Source organism: Variovorax davisae, from assembly GCF_030316845.1.
Lineage (GTDB): Bacteria > Pseudomonadota > Gammaproteobacteria > Burkholderiales > Burkholderiaceae_C > Variovorax > Variovorax davisae.
Genome location: NZ_JASZYS010000012.1, coordinates 173199 through 192609 on the forward strand (window position 1 = coordinate 173199; position 19411 = coordinate 192609).

Sequence of the window (19411 nt, forward strand, 5' to 3'; positions counted from 1 at the left end):
TTCCCACCCAGCGCGCGCCGCAGGGCGGGGCGCGAAGGTCGCCTCTTGAGTCCTGCACGGCCGCCCGGGCGGCGCCGTGCCGTCTGGCTCGCCTGGGCCCTGCAGGCCCTGCTGATCGCGGCGATCGCGTTCGGCGTCTTCTGGCTGGTCCAGCATGCGCTCGAGGTGCTGCGCAGCCGCGGCGTGCACTCGGGCTTCGACTTCCTGCTGCAGCCGGCGGGTTTCGAGATCTCCGAGGGCTGGCTCGACTTCGACGCCGGCCAGCCGTTCTGGCGCGCCTTCCTGGCCGGCTTGATCAACACGGTGCGGGCCGCCGTGCCGGCAGCGCTGATCGCGGTCGTGCTCGGCACCTTGATCGGCATCGGCCGGCTGGCGCCTCACGTGCTGGTGCGCGGGCTCTGCGGCGCCTACGTCGAGACGATCCGCAACGTGCCGCTGCTGGTGCAGTTGCTGATGCTGTACTTCGCGCTCACGCAGCTGCTGCCGGATTCCACCGAGCCGCTCGAACTGCTGCCCGATGTCTGGCTCAGCAAGGGCGGGCTGTCGCTGCCCTGGCCGGTGCGGGAGGAGGGCGCCTTCTGGCCCAGCCACCTCGAATGGCCCGAGCGCGGCAGCTTCAACGTCAGCGGCGGCGCGGCGCTGAGCCCCGAATACCTGGCGGTGGTGACCGCGCTGGCGCTCTACACCGCCTCCTTCGTCGCCGAGATCGTGCGCGCCGGCATCGCCTCGGTCGCGCGGGGCCAGAAGCTGGCCGCCCAGGCCCTGGGCCTGACCGGGTGGCAGCAGCTGCGCATCGTGGTGCTCCCGCAGGCGCTGCGCGTGATCGTGCCGGCCCTCACCAACCAGCTGCTGAGCCTGACCAAGAACTCCTCGCTGGCGGTGGCGGTCGGCTATCCGGAACTGGTCTCGATCGCCAACACCTCGCTCAACTCGACCGGCCGCGCCTTCGAGTGCATCGCGGTGATCATGGCGGTGTACCTCGGGCTCTCGCTGCTGATCTCCTGGGCCATGAACCGCTACAACGCGCGCGTCGCGCTGAGGGGCTGGCGATGAGCCCCCGCCCGATCGCGTGGCGCAAGGAGCTGTGGGGCTCGCCGCTGCGCACCGCCTTCACGCTGGCGCTGCTGCTGCTGTTTTCCTGGGCGGGGTTGCATGCCTTCGAATGGGCGGTGCTGCAGGCCGTGTTCCGTCCGGATGCGCAGGCCTGCCGGGCCGTGCCCCACGGCGCCTGCTGGGGCGTGGTCGCCGAGAAGTGGCGGCCGATCCTGTTCGGCCGCTACCCCTACGAAGACCAGTGGCGGCCGGCGCTGGCGGTCACGCTGCTGTCGCTGACCACGCTGCTGAGCGCCTGGCCGCGCAGCTGGCGCTGGTGGCTGCTGCCGCTGTGGCTGCTGTCGCTGAGCGCGTTCGTGCTGCTGATGCGCGGCGGCGTGGCGGGCCTGGCGGCGGTGGCGACCAACCGCTGGGGCGGCCTGCCGCTCACCATCGGGCTGGCGGTGGTCGGCCTGGCGCTGGCCTTTCCGCTGGCGCTGCTGCTCGCGCTCGGCCGGCGCTCGGAGTGGCCGCTGATCCGCACCCTCTGCGCCACCTACATCGAACTGGTGCGCGGCGTGCCGCTGATCTCGGTGCTCTTCATGGCGTCGTTCCTGCTGCCGCTGCTGTGGCCGGCGGGCTGGCAGCCCGACGTGCTGGTGCGGGTGCTGGCCGGCCTGTCACTGTTCGTCGCCGCCTACCTGGCCGAGATCATCCGCGGCGGACTGCAGGCGGTGCCGCGCGGCCAGGTCGACGCCGCGATGGCGCTCGGCTTCGGCCGCTGGCCGGTGCAGCGCGACATCGTGCTGCCGCAGGCGCTGCGGCTGGTGGTGCCGGCCCTGACCAACAACGTGGTCGGCACCTTGAAGGACACCTCGCTGGTCACCGTGGTCGGCCTGTTCGAGCTGACCGGAGCGCTCGGCCTGGCGCTGGGCGGCGACCCGACCTGGCGGCCGTTCTATCTCGAGGGCTACCTGTTCATCGCCGCGGTGTACTGGGTGCTGTGCTTCGGGCTGTCGCGCTACAGCGGATGGCTGGAGCGGCGGCTGTCGAGCGGGCACGGTTGAATCGTCGCCTTCAGGCCTTGCGGATCGCCAACTCGGCAAACCCGGTCGCAGGGTCGACCTCGCGGGCGAACTGCCACGCCGGCAGCCATGCCACCAGCAGCTCGGCGGTCGTGCGCACCACGCAGCCCGGCGCCACGTGGCCCCCGCGCACCCGGCCTTCGGCATCCGACACGCTCATGTGCAGGTGCGAGCCGGTGGGCGACAGGGTGCCTGCCAGCGTGAGGATTTCCAGGTTGCCCGCCAGGGTCTCGGGTGTCTCGATGCCGGCGTAGCGCAGGCGCGCCGCACCCAGGCTGCCGATCCCCGAGAGCACGAACGCGGCCGTGCAGCCCCGCGCGGCCAGCGCCGCATCGAGCGCGCCGCGCAGGTCGTCGCCGGGGTGCAGGCGCAGCGGCGTCGCTTCCAAGCCCGGCTCCTCAGGCCGCCAGGGCCTCGAGCAGCTCGGTCTCGATCGCCAGCTGGGCCCGCTGGCCCTGGAGCTCGGGCCCGCTGATCAGGAAGGTGTCCTCGACCCGCTCGCCCAGGGTCGTGACCTTGGCCAGCTGCAGGTTCAGGTGGTGGCGCGCCAGCACCCGGGCGACCGAGTAAAGCAGTCCCGCGCGGTCGCTGGCCGAGATGCTGAGCAGCCAGCGCTGCGCCTTCTCGTCGGGCAGCAGGCTGATGCGCGGCTTGATCGGGAAGCTGCGCACCCGGCGCGAGACCCGGCCCTTGCTCGGCGCCGGCAGCGGGCCGGCCTCCCTGAGGGTCTTGGCCAGGCCGGTCTCGACCATGCTGATCAGGTCGCGGTAGTGCTCCGGAATGAAGGTGGTCACGACCTGGAAGGTGTCGAGCGCGAAGCCGTTGCTCGTCGTGTGGACCTTGGCGTCCAGGATGCTGAAGGACGACTGGTCGAAGTAGCCGCAGATGCGCACGAACAGGTCGGCCTGGTCGGGCGTGTAGACCACCACCTGCAGGCCTTCGCCGACCGGCGACAGCCGGGCCCGCACGATCGGCGGCGTGTGCGGATCGATCGGCACGCCGGCATGAGGCACATGGCGCGACAGCTGCTTGGCGTGCCAGGCGATCTCGTTGGCGTCGTGGCGCATGAAGTAGCCGACGTCGAGCGTCTCCCACAGCGCCTTGTGCGCGTGCAGGGGCTCGGCGTGCAGCGCCAGCTGCACCAGCGCCTCGCGCTTGCGGGCCTCGATCTCGGCGCCGGGGTCGGGCATGCGCCCGCCCAGCACGCGCGAACTCAGCCGGTAGAGGTCCTCGAGCAGCTTGCCCTTCCAGGCGTTCCACACCCTCGGCGAAGTGCCGCGGATGTCGGCGATCGTCAGCAGGTAGAGCGCCGTGAGATAGCGCTCGTTGCCGACCCGCTTGGCGAAGGCGCCGATGACCTCGGGATCGCTCAGGTCCTGCTTCTGCGCCACCTGGCTCATCACCAGGTGCTCGGAGACCAGGAACTCGATCAGCCTGGCGTCTTCGCGCGCGATGGCGTGCTGGCGGCAGAAGCGCCGCACGTCGCGCGCGCCCAGGGTCGAATGGTCGCCGCCGCGGCCCTTGGCGATGTCGTGGAACAGTGCCGCGATGTAGAGGATCCAGGGCTTGTCCCAGCCGGCCGCGAGCTGCGAGCAGAAGGGGTACTCGTGCGCGTGCTCGGCGATGAAGAAGCGGCGCACGTTGCGCAGCACCATCAGGATGTGCTGGTCGACCGTGTAGACATGGAACAGGTCGTGCTGCATCTGGCCGACGATGCTGCGGAAGACCCGCAGGTAGCGCCCCAGCACCGAGGTCTGGTTCATCAGCCGGAGCGCGTGCGTGATGCCGCGCGGCTCCAGCAGCATCCGCATGAAGGTCGCGTGGTTGACGGGGTCGTTGCGGAACTTGCTGTCCATCACGTGGCGCGCGTTGTAGAGCGCGCGCAGCGTGCGCGCCGACAGGCCGTTGACGCCGATGGTCTTCTGGTAGAGCAGGAAGGTCTCGAGGATCGCGTGCGGGTCCTTCACGTAGAGGTCGTCGCTGGCGACCTCGATCAGCCCGCCTTTTTCGAAGAAGCGCTCGTTGATCGGCGTCGGCTCGTCGGCCTGCGGCTGCAGCTTCTCGGCGATGTTGAGCAGCAGGATCTGGTTGAGCTGCGTGACCGCCTTGGCGGCCCAGTAGTAGCGCCTCATCAGCGCCTCGCTGGCCTTGCGCTGCGACTCGCCGACATAGCCGAAGGTGGCGGCCACCGCGGTCTGCAGGTCGAACACCAACCGGTCCTCGCGCCGGTTGGCCGTGACGTGCAGGCGGGCGCGGATCAGGCTCAGCAACGCCTCGTTGCGCTTGATCTGCTGGATCTCGAAGGCGGTCGCCAGGCCGTTCCTGGCGAGGTCGTCCCAGCGGTTGCCGAAGCCCGCGGCCTTGGTCATCCACAGGATGGTCTGGAGGTCGCGCAGCCCGCCCGGGGATTCCTTGCAGTTGGGTTCGAGCGCGTAGGGCGTGTTGTCGAACTTCTGGTGGCGGTGCCGCATCTCCTGCGACTTGGCGGCGAAGAAGGCCTGCGGTTCGATGGCGGCGAAGAAGTTCTTGCGGAAGCTCGCATAGAGCTTCTTGTCGCCGATCACCAGGCGCGATTCGAGCAGCGAGGTCTGGACCGTGACGTCCTTGGCCGCTTCGTCCAGGCATTCGGAGACCGTGCGCACGCTGGAGCCGATCTCGAGCCCCGCGTCCCAGCACTGGCCGATGAAGGCCTCGATGCGTGCCGGCTCGACCCCGCTGTCCTCGCCCTCGGGCAGCAGCAGCAGCACGTCGACGTCGGAGTAGGGGAACAGCTCGCCGCGCCCGAAGCCGCCCACCGCCACCAGCGCCAGCCGCTGGCCGAAGTCGGCATCGGCCCACAGCGCGCCGAGCGTTTCGTCGGCCAGCGCCGCCAGCTGGCGCAGCACGGTGTGCACGCTGCGCGTGGGCGCCCGCGCGCTGCGCAACTGGTCGAACAGCGCCAGCTTGTGCGTGCGATAGGCGTCGCGCAGCGAGGCGATGTCGACCATGGGCGCCAGGAGCAGCCGGCGCGGGCTCAAGCCGCGGCGCTGACGAAGGCCGGCACGGGCGGGCTGCCGGCCGACAGCGTCAGCACCTCGTAGCCGGTCTCGGTGACCAGCACCGTGTGCTCCCACTGCGCCGACAGCGAGTGGTCGCGGGTGACGATGGTCCAGCCGTCGTACTGCCCCCCCTTGGCGTCTTCCTTGATCTCGCGCTTGCCGGCGTTGATCATCGGCTCGATCGTGAAGGTCATGCCCGGCTTGAGCTCCTCGAGCGTGCCCGGCCGGCCGTAGTGCAGCACCTGCGGCTCCTCGTGGAAGCCGCGGCCGATGCCGTGGCCGCAGAATTCGCGCACCACCGAGAAGCCGTTGCTCTCGGCGAAGCGCTGGATGGCGAAGCCGATGTCGCCCAGGTGGGCGCCGGGCTTGACCTTGACGATGCCGTGCCACATGGCGTCATAGGTGAAGGCGCACAGCCGCTTGGCCGCGATCGAGGCGTCGCCGACGACGAACATCCGGCTGGTGTCGCCGTGCCAGCCGTCCTTGATGACCGTGATGTCGCAATTGATGATGTCGCCCTTCTTGAGCGGCTTGTCGTTCGGGATGCCGTGGCAGACCACGTGGTTGACCGAGGTGCAGATCGACTTGGGGTAGGGCGTGCTGCTGGCGCCCATGTAGTTCAGGGGCGCCGGAATGGCGCCCTGGACCTGCGTGATGTAGTCGTGGGCGAGCTTGTCGATCTGGTTGGTGGTCACGCCGGGGACGATGTGGGGGGTGATGTAGTCCAGCACCTCGGAGGCGAGGCGGCACGCCACGCGCATGCCGGCCACGCCCTCGGCGTCTTTGTAGGTAATGCTCATGGCCGGAATTATCCCATCCGAGCCGTTAAAATTCAGGGTTAGCGCGGATGGCCCCAGTCAGCGGCCGCCGCCTCATTCTCATGAATCCCAACGCGGCCCCTGCGGCCGACCCGAACGTGACGCTGCCCGTGAACCCGTCTTCCCTCCGTGCTGTCCATGCCGCCCCCGTGGTGAGCTTCTTCGAGGGCGGCAGCGCCCTCAGCGATTTTCGGGCCCGGCAGCTGCTGCCCCGCCTGCAGGCCATCGAGCCGCGCATCGAGGGCCTGAGCGCCCGTTTCGTCCACCTGGTGGTCACCGACGACGCCCCCGGCCAGGCAGAGAAAGCGCGATTTGCCGCCCTGCTGGGCTATGGCGAACCCTTCGCGGCGCCGGCCAAGGCCGGCCCGACCGTGATCGTCACGCCGCGCCTGGGCACCGTCTCGCCCTGGGCCTCCAAGGCCACCGACATCGCCCACAACTGCGGCCTGGCGCTGCGCCGGGTCGAGCGGGTGACCGAATACCACCTGGTGCTCAAGGCGCCCCTGCTGGGCAAGGCGCCGGTGCTCGAAGGCGACAAGCTGGCCGCGGTGGCCGACCTGCTGCACGACCGCATGACCGAATCGGTGCTGGCCCGGATCGAGCAGGCGGCCGAGCTGTTCGCCGAACTGCCGCCGCAGCCGATGGCGCAGGTCGACGTCCAGGGCGGCGGCCGGGCGGCGCTGGTCGAGGCCAACAGCCGCTTCGGCCTGGCCCTGGCCGAAGACGAGATCGACTACTTGGTCGATGCCTTCACCCGCCTGGGCCGCAACCCGAGCGACGTCGAACTGATGATGTTCGCCCAGGCCAACAGCGAGCACTGCCGCCACAAGATCTTCAACGCCGACTTCGTGATCGACGGCGCGGCCCAGCCGCAAAGCCTGTTCTCGATGATCCGCAACACCGAGCGCCTGAGCCCCCAGCACACGGTGATCGCCTATGCCGACAACGCCTCGGTCATGGAGGGCACGCAGATCGAGCGCTTCGTGGCGGCCTCCGAGTCGGGCGGCTATCGCAAGCAGGAGGCACTCAGCCACGTGCTCATGAAGGTCGAGACCCACAACCATCCGACCGCGATCTCGCCGTTTCCGGGTGCTTCCACCGGCGCCGGCGGCGAAATCCGGGACGAGGGCGCCACCGGCCGTGGCTCCAAGCCGAAGGCCGGCCTGACCGGCTTCACCGTCTCGAAGCTCTGGCCCGCCGCGGGCAGCTACGGCAAGCCTGGCCATATCGCCAGCCCGCTGCAGATCATGACCGAAGGCCCGCTGGGCGGCGCCGCCTTCAACAACGAGTTCGGCCGGCCCAACCTGCTGGGCTACTTCCGCGAATACGAACAGGCCATCGAGAGCGACCGCGACACGGTGCAGCGCGGCTACCACAAGCCGATCATGATCGCCGGCGGCTTGGGCAGCATCGATGCCGGCCAGACCCAGAAGATCCCATTCCCGGCCGGCGCCTTGCTGATCCAGCTCGGCGGGCCGGGCATGCGCATCGGCATGGGCGGCAGTGCCGCCAGCTCGATGGCGACCGGCGCCAATGCGGCCGAACTCGACTTCGACTCGGTCCAGCGCGGCAATCCGGAAATCGAGCGCCGGGCGCAGGAGGTCATCAACCATTGCTGGCAGCAGGGCGACGCCAACCCGATCCTGGCAATCCATGACGTCGGCGCCGGGGGCTTGAGCAATGCCTTCCCCGAGCTGACCAACGACGCCGGCCGCGGCGCGCGCTTCGACCTGCGGGCGGTGCCGCTCGAGGAGTCGGGCATGGCGCCGAAGGAGATCTGGTGCAACGAGAGCCAGGAGCGCTACGTGCTGGCGATCGCGCCGGAGTCGCTCGAACAGTTCCGCGCCTTCTGCGAACGCGAGCGCTGCCCGTTCTCGGTCGTCGGCGTGGCGACCGAAGAGCGCCAGCTGCTGGTGGCCGACGAGGGCGCCGAAGCCCAGCCGGTCGACATGCCGATGGACGTGCTGCTGGGCAAGCCGCCGAAGATGCTGCGCGACGTCCAGACCGTGGCGCGCCGCTTCAAGCCGCTCGACCTCACGGGCGTCGACCTGCAGAAGGCGGCCATCGACGTGCTGGCGCACCCGACCGTGGCCTCGAAGCGCTTCCTGATCACCATCGGCGACCGCACCGTGGGCGGCCTGAGCCACCGCGACCAGATGGTCGGCCCGTGGCAGGTGCCGGTGGCCGACTGCGCCGTCACGCTGGCCGACTACCGCGGCTTCGCGGGCGAGGCGATGAGCATGGGCGAACGCACGCCGCTGGCCGCGCTCGACGCCCCGGCCTCGGGTCGGATGGCGGTGGCCGAGGCGATCACCAACCTGCTGGCGGCGCCGATCGAGCTGTCGCGGGTCAAGCTGTCGGCCAACTGGATGGCCGCCTGCGGCGAAGCAGGCGAGGATGCGGCGCTGTACGAGACCGTCAAGGCCGTCGGGCTCGAGCTCTGCCCGGCGCTCGGCATCTCGATCCCGGTGGGCAAGGATTCGCTGTCGATGCGCACCCAGTGGCAGGACGGCGGCGAGGCGAAGAAGGTCACGTCCCCGGTGAGCCTGATCGTCACCGCCTTCGCGACGCTGGCCGACGTCCGCGGCACGCTGACGCCGCAGCTCGACGCCGATGAGCCCGACAGCACGCTGGTGCTGGTCGACCTGGGCCGCGGCCGGCTGCGCATGGCCGGCAGCATTCTGGCGCAGACGCTGGGGCAGAGTGGCGACACCGTGCCCGACCTCGACGATCCGCAGGACCTCGTGAAACTGGTGGCCGCGGTCAACGCGCTGCGCGCCGAGGGCAAGATCCTCGCGCTGCACGACCGCAGCGACGGCGGCCTGTTCGCCGCCGCCTGCGAGATGGCCTTTGCCGGCCATGTCGGCGTCGCGCTCAACGTCGACCTGCTGGTCACCGAAGGCGACGGCATCAGCGACAGCCGGGCCGAGTACGGCGACGCCAAGAACTGGGCCGGACAGGTCAGCGCGCGGCGCGAAGAGCTCACGCTGAAGGCGCTCTTCAACGAAGAACTCGGCCTGCTGATGCAGGTGCGCACCGCCGAGCGCAACGAGGTCATGCAGACCCTGCGCGCGCACGGCCTCAGCGCCCACAGCCATTTCGTCGGCAAGACCCGGCCTGCCAGCTCGACCATGGACGCGGGCAAGGGCAAGGTCGAGATCTGGCGCGACGCCAAGGCGGTCTTCAGTGCCAGCCTCAGCGACCTGCACCAGGTCTGGGATTCGGTCAGCTGGAAGATCTGCCGCGAGCGCGACAACCCCGACTGCGCCGATGCCGAGCATGCCGCCGCCGGCGACCCGCAGGACCCGGGCGCCCACGTGCTGCTGGCGCCGGGCGCGACCGACGACGTGGCCGCGCCTTTCCTGAACCTGGCGCGGCCCCGGGTCGCGATCCTGCGCGAGCAGGGCGTCAACTCGCATGTCGAGATGGCCTACGCCTTCACCGAGGCCGGCTTCGAGGCCTTCGACGTCCACATGACCGACCTGCAGACGGGCCGCGCCGACCTGGCCGACTTCAAGGGCGTGGTCGCCTGCGGCGGCTTCAGTTACGGCGACACGCTGGGCGCCGGCATCGGCTGGGCCCGCAGCATCACCTTCAACCCGCGGCTGGCCGAGCAGTTCAAGGGCTTCTTCGGCCGCGCCGACACCTTCGGGCTGGGCGTGTGCAACGGCTGCCAGATGTTCGCCGAGCTGGCGGACATCATTCCGGGCGCCGAAGCGTGGCCGCGCTTCACCACCAACCAGAGCGAGCGCTTCGAGGCCCGGCTGTCGATGGTCGAGGTGCTCGAATCACCGAGCCTGTTCTTTGCCGGCCTGGCCGGCAGCCGACTGCCGATCGCGGTGGCGCACGGCGAGGGCTATGCCAACTTCAAGCACCGCGGCGACCCGGCCCGCGCGATCGCGGCGATGCGCTTCGTCGACCACCACGGCCAGCCGACCGAGCGCTATCCGTTCAACCCGAACGGCAGCGCCGGCGGCCTGACCTCGGTGACCACCCCCGATGGCCGCTTCACGGCGCTGATGCCGCATCCGGAACGCGTTTTCCGCAACATCCAGATGAGCTGGACCTCGGGCGATGCCAGCGCCCTCAGCCCGTGGATGCGGATCTGGCGCAACGCGCGCAAGTGGGTGGGCTGAGCGCGGCCGCGCGCCCCTGACGCGCTACGACCAGACCGGCAGCACCGTGACGCCGGGCCGCGCCGACGGCACGGCCAATTTCACGCGCAACGACGAATAGGGCGAAACGAAAAAGCGGCCCGCGGGCCGCTTTTCTTGTCTGCAGACGAGGCGTCTCGCCTGCTCGCTTACTCGACCTTGGCCTTCGCCCGCAGGTCTTCCTGGTACTTCTGCAGCCGCTGCTGCTGCAGCTGCTGCACGACCTGCGGCTTGACCTCTTCGAGCTTCGGCAGCTGCGCCTGGCGGATGTCGTCGACGCGGATGATGTGGTAGCCGAACTGCGACTTGACCGGCGTGGCGGTCGTCTCGCCCTTCTTGAGCTTGATCATGGCCTCCGAGAATTCGGGCACGAAGCTCGCGGGCGCGGCCCAGTCGAGGTCGCCGCCGTTGGCGCCCGAGCCCGGGTCCTTGCTCTGCTTCTTGGCGATGTCCTCGAACTTGCCGCCATTCTTCAGGTCGGCCAGGATCTTGTTGGCCTGGTCCTCGGTCTCGACCAGGATGTGGCGCGCCTTGTATTCCTTGCCGCTGTTGGCGGCGACGAACTTGTCGTACTCGGCCTGGACGTCGGCATCGGTCACGGCGTTGTTCTTGCGGTAGTTGTCGAACAGCTGGCGGATCAGGATCGCCTGGCGGGCGAGTTCGAGCTGGTTCTTGTAGTCGTCGGTGGCGTCCAGGCCCTGCTTCTGGGCTTCCTGCATGAAGACCTCGCGCGCGATGACTTCCTCGCGCAGCTGGCCCTGCATCTCGGGCGTGACCGGGCGGCCGGCGGCCGCGAGTTGCTGCGCCAGCACGTCCATGCGCGCCTTCGGCACGGCCTTGCCGTTGACGATGGCGGCGTTCTGCGCCAGGGCGGCGAACGGAATGGCGCCGACCAGGGTGGCGAGCGCGACGGCCTTGAGGATGTTTTTCTTCATAAGGGGGAGGGGGTTGGCGCCGCACGACCGTGCGGGTGATGGGAACGACGCCCTAGAGCGTCTCGATGGCAAGCGCGTGAAGGCCCTGTGCGATGAAAAGTTGCAGCGCATCATACACAAGCCGATGGCGCGCCACGCGGGGCTTGCCGGCGAACAGCGGGGAGGCGATCCGGACCCGGAAATGGGTGCCGTAGCCCTCGGCGCCGGCGCCCGCATGCCCGGCGTGGGCGGCGCTTTCGTCGATCACCTCGAGTTCGGTCGGCTGCAGCGTTTCGCGCAGCCGGGCCTCGAGGTCCTGGGCGGTAGGGAGGCTCATGCGGCGGGCTTGTCCGATTTCAGGTGCGGCGAGATGTAGATCCCCTGCGCGACCAGGAACACGATCGGGAACACGTAGCCCCAGAGCTTGAAGTTGACCCAGGCCTCGGTCGTGAAGTAGGCCGCGACGTAGCCGTTCAGCACCGCCATGAAGAGGCAATAGGCGATCCAGGCGACGTTCAGGCGGCCCCAGATCGCCGTCGGCAGCTCCAGCTGGCCGCCCAGCAGCATCTTGAGGAAGTTCTTCTTGAAGACCCACAGCGCGACCGCCAGCGCGATCGCCATGGCGCCGTAGAGCACGGTCGGCTTCCACTTGATGAAGCGGTCGTCGTGCAGCGCCAGCGTGAGCGAGCCGAACAGCAGGATCAGCACCAGCGTGGCCTTCTGCATCGGCTGCAGCCGGCGTTCCATGAACCAGATGATCGCCATCTGCAGGGTGGTGGCGGCCATCAGCACGCCGGTCGCGGTGTAGATGTCGTAGAACTTGAAGGCGCCGAAGAACAGCAGGATCGGAAAGAAGTCGAGGATGAGTTTCATGAGGGTGTTCAGTCGCTCTCTTTTTTCTGGAACTCCAGCGAGGCCGAGTTCATGCAGTAGCGCAGGCCGGTCTCGGTCGGCCCGTCGGGGAACACATGGCCCAGGTGGGCGCCGCAATGGGCGCAGACGTTCTCGGTGCGCACCATGCCGTGCGAGCGATCGACGATGTTGCGGATCGCGCCCGGCACGGCCTCCTGCGAGAAGCTGGGCCAGCCGCAGCCGGCGTCGAACTTGGTGGCCGACTCGAACAGCTTGGCGCCGCAGCAGATGCAATGGTAGGTGCCGTCGTCCCAATGGGCCTCGTACTTGCCGGTGAAGGGGCGCTCGGTGGCGGCGTGCCGCGTGATCTCGAAGGCGCCGCGCTCGGCGCCCTTCTCGGCCAGCAGGGCCTTCCATTCGGCTTCGGTTTTCTGGACGGGTGAGGTCATGATGAACAGCTGATTTCGATCGTGGAGGCCCAGTCGGGCGGGAAGCCGGCGAACGCGTCGTGGCCGGGATGTTCGTCAAATGGGGTCTCGAGCAGGCTCAGCAAGGTGGCGACCCCGGAGAAGTCCTTCTGCCCGGCGGCTTCGATCGCCTGCTGGCCCAGGTGGTTCCGCAGGACGAATTTCGGATTGTTGCGCAGCATCCGGGCGGCGCCTTCCGCGGCCGGCGTGCCGGCGCGGCGCTCGGCGTAGGTCTGCAGCCAGGCGTCGAAGCCCGGACGGTCGACGAACAGGTCGCGCACCGGCTCGACATCGCCGCTGGCCACGCCATGGGAGAGCCGGCGCCAGAAGATCGTGTAGTCGACCTTTTCCTGGGCCAGCAGCCGGAGCACGCCTTCGATCAGCGCGCGGTCGCCCTCGGCGGGCTCGGCGAGGCCCAGCTTGGCCCGCATCCGGGCCTCGAACTCGCGCGGGAACACGGTCTTGTAGGACTCCAGCGCGGCGACCGCCACCTCCTGCTCGCCGATCAGCGGCAGCAGGGCCTGGGCCAGGCAAAAGAGGTTCCAGTAGGCGACGTTGGGCTGCTGGTCGAAGGCGTAGCGGCCGGCGGTGTCGCTGTGGTTGCAGATGTGGCGAGGGTCGAAGCCGTCCAGGAACTGGAACGGCCCGTAGTCGATCGTGAGCCCGAGGATGCTCATGTTGTCGGTGTTCATCACGCCGTGGCAGAAGCCGACCGCCTGCCACTGGGCCAGCAGGGCGGCGGTGCGCTCGCTGACCGCTTCGAGCAGCGCCGCATAGGCGTTGCCGCCGAAGCGGGAACTGGTGCGGCACTCGGGGTAGTAGCGGTCGATCACGTAGTCGGCCAGGGCGCGCAGTTCGTCCTCGCGCTGGTTGGCGGCGAAGTGCTCGAAGTGGCCGAAGCGGATGAAGCTGGGTGCGACCCGGGTCACGACGGCGGCGGTTTCGAGTTCTTCGCGCCGCACCCGGGCGTCGGAGCCGGTCACGCACAAGGCCCGCGTGGTCGGGATGCCCAGACCGTGCATCGCCTCGCTGCAGAGGAACTCGCGGATGCTGGAGCGCAGCACGGCCCGGCCGTCGCCCATGCGGGAGTAGGGCGTCGGGCCGGCGCCCTTGAGCTGCAGCTCGAGCCCGGCGGCCGTTTCACCCAGCAGGATGGCCCGGCCGTCGCCCAGCTGCCCGGCCCAGACGCCGAACTGGTGGCCGCTGTAGACGCTGGCGAGCGGGCGGGTCCCGGCGACTGGCGCATTTCCGGTGAAGGCGGCCAGGCCTTCGTCGGATTCCAGCCAGGACGGGACCAGGCCGAGTTCCGCGGCCACGCGGGCGCTGCCGCCGACCCAGTAGGGATCGGGCAGGGGGCGCGGCTGGAGTTCGGTGAAGAAGGCGGGGCCCAGCGCCGAGAAGCCGGGGGCCCAGCGCAGGCCCAGGTCGACCTGGGCGGTTTCCGCTTCGTCTGCAAGCATGGTCATAGGGAGGCGATTGTCCCGCAGCGGGCGAGACCCCGGGCGGGAGGGGCCATCGGGGATGTCCGGGATGCTGCACTTGCGGTGTTTTTGGCTTCGGATGTGAACCATGGATTCCAATCCATGGATGTATGAGATTCGCCGAATGCCCGAATTCGACCAATGGTTCGATGGGCTTCGCGACCGGATGACCAAGCTTCGTTTGACGGCGCGACTGCGCAAGGCTTCTTCCGGGAACCTGGGTGACGTGAAGCCTGTCGGTGAAGGCGTTTATGAAATGCGCGAGTTCTTCGGGCCAGGCTGGGGCATGTATTTCGTTCGGCGGCGTCCGGTGCAACCAACCTCGAGGATGGACCATGAGCAAGAAGATCAGAGTTTCCGAACTGCCGGTGTTCGATGCGGCTGACTACCTGAAGTCGGAACAGGATTGCGCCGACTATCTTTCGATCGCGCTCGAAGACGACGATCCGGCATTTCTGGCTGCTGCGCTCGGCGACGTGGCGCGTGCTCGTGGGATGTCCCAGGTAGCGCGGGATGCCGGCATCACACGGGAAGGTTTGTACAAGGCGCTGAGCGATGAAGGCAACCCGAGTTTCGCAACCGTCCTGAAGGTCATGCGCGCCCTTGGCCTGCAGATCAACGTGCAGCCGAGGGCGCATGCCTGAGCCATGGCCGGAGATTCATGGACTTGCGCGGCCCACGGCGCTCAGATATTCGCCCCGCCGCCCTCGGCATATCGCGCCCGGTACTGCGCCGGCGGCAACCCGAACCATCGCTTGCAGGCCCTGAAAAAGTTGCTGCTGTCCACGAAGCCGAGCAGGTCGGCGACATGCGTCAGCGTGTGGCGCCGGTCGGCCAGGTACTGCTGGGCCAGCTCGCGCCGGGTCTGGTCGAGCAGGGCCTGGTAGGAATTCGATTCGGCCTGCAGCCGGCGCTGCAGGGTGCGCTCGGTGATGCCGAGCCCGGCCGCCACATCCTGCCGCCGCGGCTCGCCGCCGGGCAGCCGGCGCGTGATCTCGGCGCAGACCCGGCGGCTCACGCTGCTGTCGGCCAAGGTGACCAACTGCTCGTCGAGCAGGCGCTCGTGCAGCGCCGCCAGCGCCGGATGCTGCGAAGGGATCGCCGCGCGCATGTCGGCGTCGGCCAGCAGCAGCCGGTTGGCGGCGGCGCCGAAGCGGATCGCGCAGCCGAAGGCGGCCCGGTGCGGCGCGTCGTCCGGCGGTGACGGGTACACGAACTCGACCGCCAGCGGCCGCAACTCGCGCCGCGTCAGCCAGCCGCACAGCACCAGCATGGTCAGCATCCCGTATTCGACCCGCTGGCGCGGCACCGGCCGGCGGCTGCCGACATGGCCCAGCACCAGCCACTGGCCGCGCGCCTCGGCCTCGAGTTCGAAGGTGGCGGCGTCCGAGACCACCGCCAGGTAGCGCGCCAGCCGCTCCAGGCCCGCGTGCAGATGCGGGCTGCAGGTCATCGCGTGGCCGAGCGTGTCGAGGTTGCCATGGCGCGCCGCCAGTTCGCGCGAGAGGCCCAGCGTGGCCTTGCCGGAGCGGGCCACGGCGAGCAGCCAGAGCTGGCTGATGTCGTCGGCCGGAAAGCGGGCCTCGGGCCGCTCGAGTCCGGTGGCGTCGAAGCCGCAGTCGCGCAGCAGCTGTTGCACGTCGAGCCCTTCGGCCGCGAACATGTCGAGCACGCCCCGCAGCCAGGCGCCCGAACTGGTGCGCAACGGGGCCGCCGACGGGGCAGGGCGCACCGATTCGGATGCTTGTGTCGCTGAAGTCACTGGTTTGGCGCGCTTGCGATAGCAGGCATGGGGCGGGTCGTTCCTAGAATTTTTCCGGGCTCGCGAAGAAGCCCAGAAGTATCGCGGCCAGCCCCGGCCGCGCGCATTCCGGATAACCCGACAAGGAGACAAGACATGACCCAGACCAGCCGGAAATGGGGCGCGGGATTGGTGCTACTGTGCGCCATGATCGCCGCCTGCGGCGGATCGTCCGATCCCGCTTTCACCGTTCCGCCGCCCGCCGCGGCCACGACCATGACGCCGACACCCGTGACCACCGTTTCCGCGACACCGACCGCCGAGGCGCCCACGGTGCGCAGCACCGCCCAGGGCAAGGTCGAAGGGGTCGACGACAGCGCCCGCTCGGGCACCTGGTCCTGGAAGGGCCTGCCCTTCGCCCGGCCGCCGGTCGGCGCGCTGCGCTGGCGGGCCCCGGCCGAGCCCGAAGCCTGGGCCGGCATCCGCCCGGCCAGGCAGTTCGGCAACCCCTGCCTGCAGAACGGGCGCATCTACGGCCCCGGCGCCAACAACACCTACGACGCCACCATCGCCAGCACCCTGAACACCCCGGTGGGCAGCGAGGACTGCCTGACGCTCAACATCTGGCGCCCGGCGAGCACCGACGAGAAGCTGCCGGTGCTGCTCTTCATCCACGGCGGCAGCAACATCTCGGGCTACACGGCCGACCCGGTCTACGACGGCGCCAATCTGGCGAAGAAGGCCAACGCGGTGATCGTCACCGCCAACTACCGCCTGGGCGTGCTCGGCTTCCTGAACCTGCCGCAGCTGCGCGTGGGCGGCAGCGAGGGCGACGACTCGGGCAATTTCGCGCTGCTCGACAACCTGGCGGCGCTGCGCTACATCCAGAAGAACATCGCCGGCTTCGGCGGCGACGCCGGCAACGTCACGGTGATGGGGCAGTCGGCCGGCGCGATCAACCTGCTGGCCCTGATGGCTTCGCCGATGGCCAAGGGCCTGTTCCACAAGGCGATCCCGCTGTCGGGCGGCATCTCGCTGGCGAGCAACCTGCCGCCCGGCAGCCTGCCGACGCTGAACCCGGCCTCGGCCTACCTGGCGCAGGGCAACGGTTTGCTGCTGAACCTGCTGGTGGCCGACGGCAAGGCGGCCGACCTGGCCGGGGCCACCAACTATGCCGCCGGGATGAGCCCGGCCGACGTCGCCGACTACCTCCGCGCCAAGGACGCCAAGACCATCCTGGGCATCGTGCTGGCCAAGGGCCTGACCGGCTCGGGCCCGATCCCGGACGGCACGGTCCTGCCGACCGATCCGATCGCGGCGATGGCCGCCGGCCAGTACCTGAAGGTGCCGACCCTGGTGGGCGTCACGCGCGACGAGGGCAAGCTCTTCACGCCCTTCCTGCCGCTGGTCGGCGGGCCCAAGCCGGGCATCAAGATCGACGATGCGACCCGCTTCACGATGATGCAGAACTTCGACCCGGACGCGGCCACCACCTTGACCTCGGCCGACATCATCGACCCGGTCTACCTGCCGGTGACGACAGCGGGCACGGGCTACGACGCGATGACCGCCCGCATCACCAACGCCTTCATGGTGCCGAGCCGCGACAACCTGCTGAACACGCTGAAGACGCAGCAGTCGAACCTGTGGCACTACCAGTTCGACTGGGCCCAGCTGCCGCCGCCCTGGAACGAGGTCTACGGCGCCGCGCATGCCTTCGACCTGGGCTTCGTGTTCGGCAATTTCGGGCCGTCGCTGTTCGCCAACGCGAGCTTCAGCGCCGCCAACCGGCCGGGCAGGGAAGCGCTGGCCAACGCGATGATGGGCAGCATCGCCGCCTTCATGCGCACCGGCGACCCGAACAGCGCGGCACTCGGCACCACCTGGGCACCCTGGCCCGCGCGGCTCCTGCTCGACGCCACCCCCGGCGCGGCCAGCATCTCGACCCAGTAGCCGGCCCCGCGCGTCCGGTCTCCTCGGGGACCGGACTGCGGGTTTCTGGCATTGCACTGCAACACGGATTTGAAGGATTCTCGGCAGCAGCGGGGCGCCGGTGGTTACATTGGCTTTCCTCTCGGAATTACCAAGAATATTTAAGCAAGGAGCTGATAGATGCTGGGTTTGATGCAGGACCAACCGTTGCTGATCTCGTCGCTGATCGAGTTCGCGGAGCGCCACCATGGCGACGCCGAGATCGTCTCGCGGCGGGTCGAGGGCGACATCCACCGGACGACCTGGCGCGAGGTCGCCGCGCGTTCGCGCCAGGTCGCCAACGCGCTCGAGGACGAGCAGCTGCTCTTCAGCGACCGGATCGCCACGCTGGCCTGGAACGGTTACCGCCACCTGGAGCTGTACTACGGCGTGAGCGGTTCCGGCCGCGTGCTCCACACCATCAACCCGCGGCTGCATCCCGACCAGATCGCCTGGATCGCGAACCACGCCGAGGACCAGATCCTGTGCTTCGACCTCTCGTTCCTGCCGCTGGTGCAGGCGGTTCATGCCAAGTGCACCACGATCCGGAAGTGGATTGCGCTGTGTGATGCGGACAAGCTGCCGGCCGACACCGGCGTGCCGAATCTGGTGAGCTACGAAGCCTGGATGGGCCAGCGCTCCGACGTCTATCCCTGGCCGACCTTCGACGAGAACTCGGCCTCGAGCATGTGCTACACGAGCGGCACCACGGGCAACCCGAAGGCCGCGCTCTACAGCCACCGCTCGACCCTGCTGCATGCCTACGCGGCGGCGCTGCCCGACGTGATGTGCATCTCGGCGCGCGATTCGGTGCTGCCGGTGGTGCCGATGTTCCACGTCAACGCCTGGGGCATCCCGTACTCCGCGGCCCTGGTCGGCGCCAAGGTGGTGTTCCCCGGCCCGGCGCTGGACGGCAAGTCGGTCTATGACCTGATCGAGGCCGAGAAGGTGACATTCGCGGCCGGCGTGCCGACCGTCTGGCAGATGCTGCTGGGCCACCTGCAGGCCAACGGCCTGAAGTTCTCGAGCCTGAAGCGCACCGTGATCGGCGGCTCGGCCTGTCCGCCGGCCATGATCCACGCCTTCCAGGAACTCTACGGGGTCGACGTGCTGCACGCCTGGGGCATGACCGAGATGTCGCCGCTCGGCACGCTGTGCACGCTCAAGAACAAGCACCTGGCGCAAAGCCCCGAGCAGCAGACCGCCATCCGCATGAAGCAGGGCCGGGCGATCTTCGGCGTCGACATGAAGATCGTCGACGGCAACGGCGAGGAGCTGCCGTGGGACGGCAAGGCCTACGGCGACCTGCTGGTCAAGGGGCCCTGGGTGGTCAAGGAATACTTCAAGGCGGAGGGCGGCAACCCGCTGGTCGCCGATGCCGGGGGCCGCGGCTGGTTCCCGACCGGCGACGTCGCCACCATCGACGCCGACGGCTTCCTGCAGATCACCGACCGCAGCAAGGACGTGATCAAGTCGGGCGGCGAATGGATCAGTTCGATCGACATCGAGAACATCGCGGTGGCGCATCCGGCGATCGCGATGGCGGCCTGCATCGGCGTGGCCCATCCCAAGTGGGACGAGCGGCCGATCATCGCCGTGGCGAAGAAGCCGGGCGCCGATGTCAGCCGCGAGGAACTGCTGAAGTTCTACGAAGGCAAGACCGCCAAGTGGCAGATCCCCGACGACGTGGTGTTCGTGGAGGCGATCCCGATCGGTGCCACCGGCAAGATCCTGAAGACCAAGTTGCGCGAACTCCTGCGCGACTACAAGCTGCCGGGGGTCTGACAACCAGCCGATCCTACCGCCGAGTAGCACCAGCCCGGACGAGGCTGTCGCATGGGTGATAGAAACCGCCCCG

At 69.1% G+C, this 19411-nt stretch carries 16 protein-coding genes; 7 read left to right on the forward strand and 9 right to left on the reverse strand.

Annotated elements, in window-relative coordinates; all coding sequences use genetic code 11:
- Positions 1–45 precede the first annotated feature (45 nt).
- Together QTI33_RS25390 and QTI33_RS25395 are read left to right on the forward strand one after the other, a co-directional pair.
- Positions 46–1053, forward strand: a complete 1008-nt coding sequence (locus QTI33_RS25390) for an amino acid ABC transporter permease (protein WP_286509132.1) — start codon at positions 46–48, stop codon at positions 1051–1053.
- Positions 1050–2099 (forward strand): amino acid ABC transporter permease, encoded by a 1050-nt coding sequence (locus QTI33_RS25395; protein ID WP_286509133.1) that lies wholly within the window; start codon positions 1050–1052, stop codon positions 2097–2099. The genes QTI33_RS25390 and QTI33_RS25395 overlap by 4 nt, the downstream gene beginning before the upstream one ends.
- A 10-nt stretch (positions 2100–2109) precedes the next feature.
- Here the strand turns inward: QTI33_RS25395 and QTI33_RS25400 are convergent, their stop codons facing one another.
- Genes QTI33_RS25400 through map form a run of 3 tightly spaced genes read right to left on the reverse strand, consistent with a single transcriptional unit; the run spans position 2110 to position 5955 of the window.
- A complete protein-coding gene (locus tag QTI33_RS25400) occupies positions 2110–2505 on the reverse strand; it encodes a PPC domain-containing DNA-binding protein (RefSeq protein WP_286509134.1) in 396 nt (131 codons plus the stop codon).
- 10 nt (positions 2506–2515) lie between these two features.
- The gene (locus tag QTI33_RS25405; RefSeq protein WP_286509135.1) at positions 2516–5104 is read right to left on the reverse strand and encodes a [protein-PII] uridylyltransferase; all 2589 of its coding nucleotides are present in this window, start codon (positions 5102–5104) and stop codon (positions 2516–2518) included.
- A 26-nt stretch (positions 5105–5130) separates the two neighbouring features.
- Positions 5131–5955, reverse strand: coding sequence for a type I methionyl aminopeptidase (map, locus tag QTI33_RS25410; RefSeq protein WP_286509136.1), 825 nt, complete (start codon positions 5953–5955; stop codon positions 5131–5133).
- Positions 5956–6035: 80 nt separating this feature from the next.
- On the opposite strand from map, the gene purL reads away from it, so the two are divergent.
- The gene (gene purL / locus QTI33_RS25415) at positions 6036–10109 is read left to right on the forward strand and encodes a phosphoribosylformylglycinamidine synthase (protein WP_286509137.1); all 4074 of its coding nucleotides are present in this window, start codon (positions 6036–6038) and stop codon (positions 10107–10109) included.
- Between the two features lie 167 nt (positions 10110–10276).
- Here the strand turns inward: purL and QTI33_RS25420 are convergent, their stop codons facing one another.
- From QTI33_RS25420 to QTI33_RS25440, 5 genes are read right to left on the reverse strand one after another with little or no spacing between them, the layout of a single operon-like run.
- Positions 10277–11062 (reverse strand): foldase protein PrsA, encoded by a 786-nt coding sequence (locus QTI33_RS25420; RefSeq protein WP_286509138.1) that lies wholly within the window; start codon positions 11060–11062, stop codon positions 10277–10279.
- Between the two features lie 52 nt (positions 11063–11114).
- Positions 11115–11378, reverse strand: a complete 264-nt coding sequence (locus tag QTI33_RS25425) for a BolA family protein (protein ID WP_286509139.1) — start codon at positions 11376–11378, stop codon at positions 11115–11117.
- Positions 11375–11914 (reverse strand): septation protein A, encoded by a 540-nt coding sequence (locus QTI33_RS25430; protein WP_286509140.1) that lies wholly within the window; start codon positions 11912–11914, stop codon positions 11375–11377. The genes QTI33_RS25425 and QTI33_RS25430 overlap by 4 nt, the downstream gene beginning before the upstream one ends.
- 8 nt (positions 11915–11922) lie before the next feature.
- Positions 11923–12342: a peptide-methionine (R)-S-oxide reductase MsrB gene (msrB, locus tag QTI33_RS25435; RefSeq protein WP_286509141.1), complete on the reverse strand. Its 420-nt coding sequence runs from the start codon at positions 12340–12342 to the stop codon at positions 11923–11925.
- Positions 12339–13820 carry a protein adenylyltransferase SelO gene (locus QTI33_RS25440; RefSeq protein ID WP_444814890.1) on the reverse strand — a complete coding sequence of 494 codons (1482 nt, stop codon included), beginning with the start codon at positions 13818–13820 and terminating at the stop codon, positions 12339–12341. Before QTI33_RS25440 ends, msrB begins: the two co-directional genes overlap by 4 nt.
- A gap of 109 nt (positions 13821–13929) precedes the next feature.
- On the opposite strand from QTI33_RS25440, the gene QTI33_RS25445 reads away from it, so the two are divergent.
- Together QTI33_RS25445 and QTI33_RS25450 are read left to right on the forward strand one after the other, a co-directional pair.
- Positions 13930–14226: a type II toxin-antitoxin system RelE/ParE family toxin gene (locus QTI33_RS25445; RefSeq protein ID WP_353506356.1), complete on the forward strand. Its 297-nt coding sequence runs from the start codon at positions 13930–13932 to the stop codon at positions 14224–14226.
- Positions 14177–14485, forward strand: coding sequence for an addiction module antidote protein (locus QTI33_RS25450; RefSeq protein ID WP_286509143.1), 309 nt, complete (start codon positions 14177–14179; stop codon positions 14483–14485). Before QTI33_RS25445 ends, QTI33_RS25450 begins: the two co-directional genes overlap by 50 nt.
- A gap of 41 nt (positions 14486–14526) precedes the next feature.
- On the opposite strand, the gene QTI33_RS25455 is transcribed toward QTI33_RS25450, so the two are convergent.
- On the reverse strand, positions 14527–15504 hold the full coding sequence (locus QTI33_RS25455) for an AraC family transcriptional regulator (RefSeq protein ID WP_286509195.1): 978 nt from the start codon (positions 15502–15504) through the stop codon (positions 14527–14529).
- 234 nt (positions 15505–15738) lie between these two features.
- Between QTI33_RS25455 and QTI33_RS25460 the strand changes: the two genes are divergently transcribed.
- Positions 15739–17535, forward strand: coding sequence for a carboxylesterase/lipase family protein (locus tag QTI33_RS25460; protein WP_444814887.1), 1797 nt, complete (start codon positions 15739–15741; stop codon positions 17533–17535).
- 159 nt (positions 17536–17694) lie between these two features.
- Complete coding sequence (locus tag QTI33_RS25465; RefSeq protein WP_286509144.1) at positions 17695–19338, forward strand: 3-(methylthio)propionyl-CoA ligase; 1644 nt, start codon at positions 17695–17697, stop codon at positions 19336–19338.
- Positions 19339–19411: the final 73 nt, after the last annotated feature.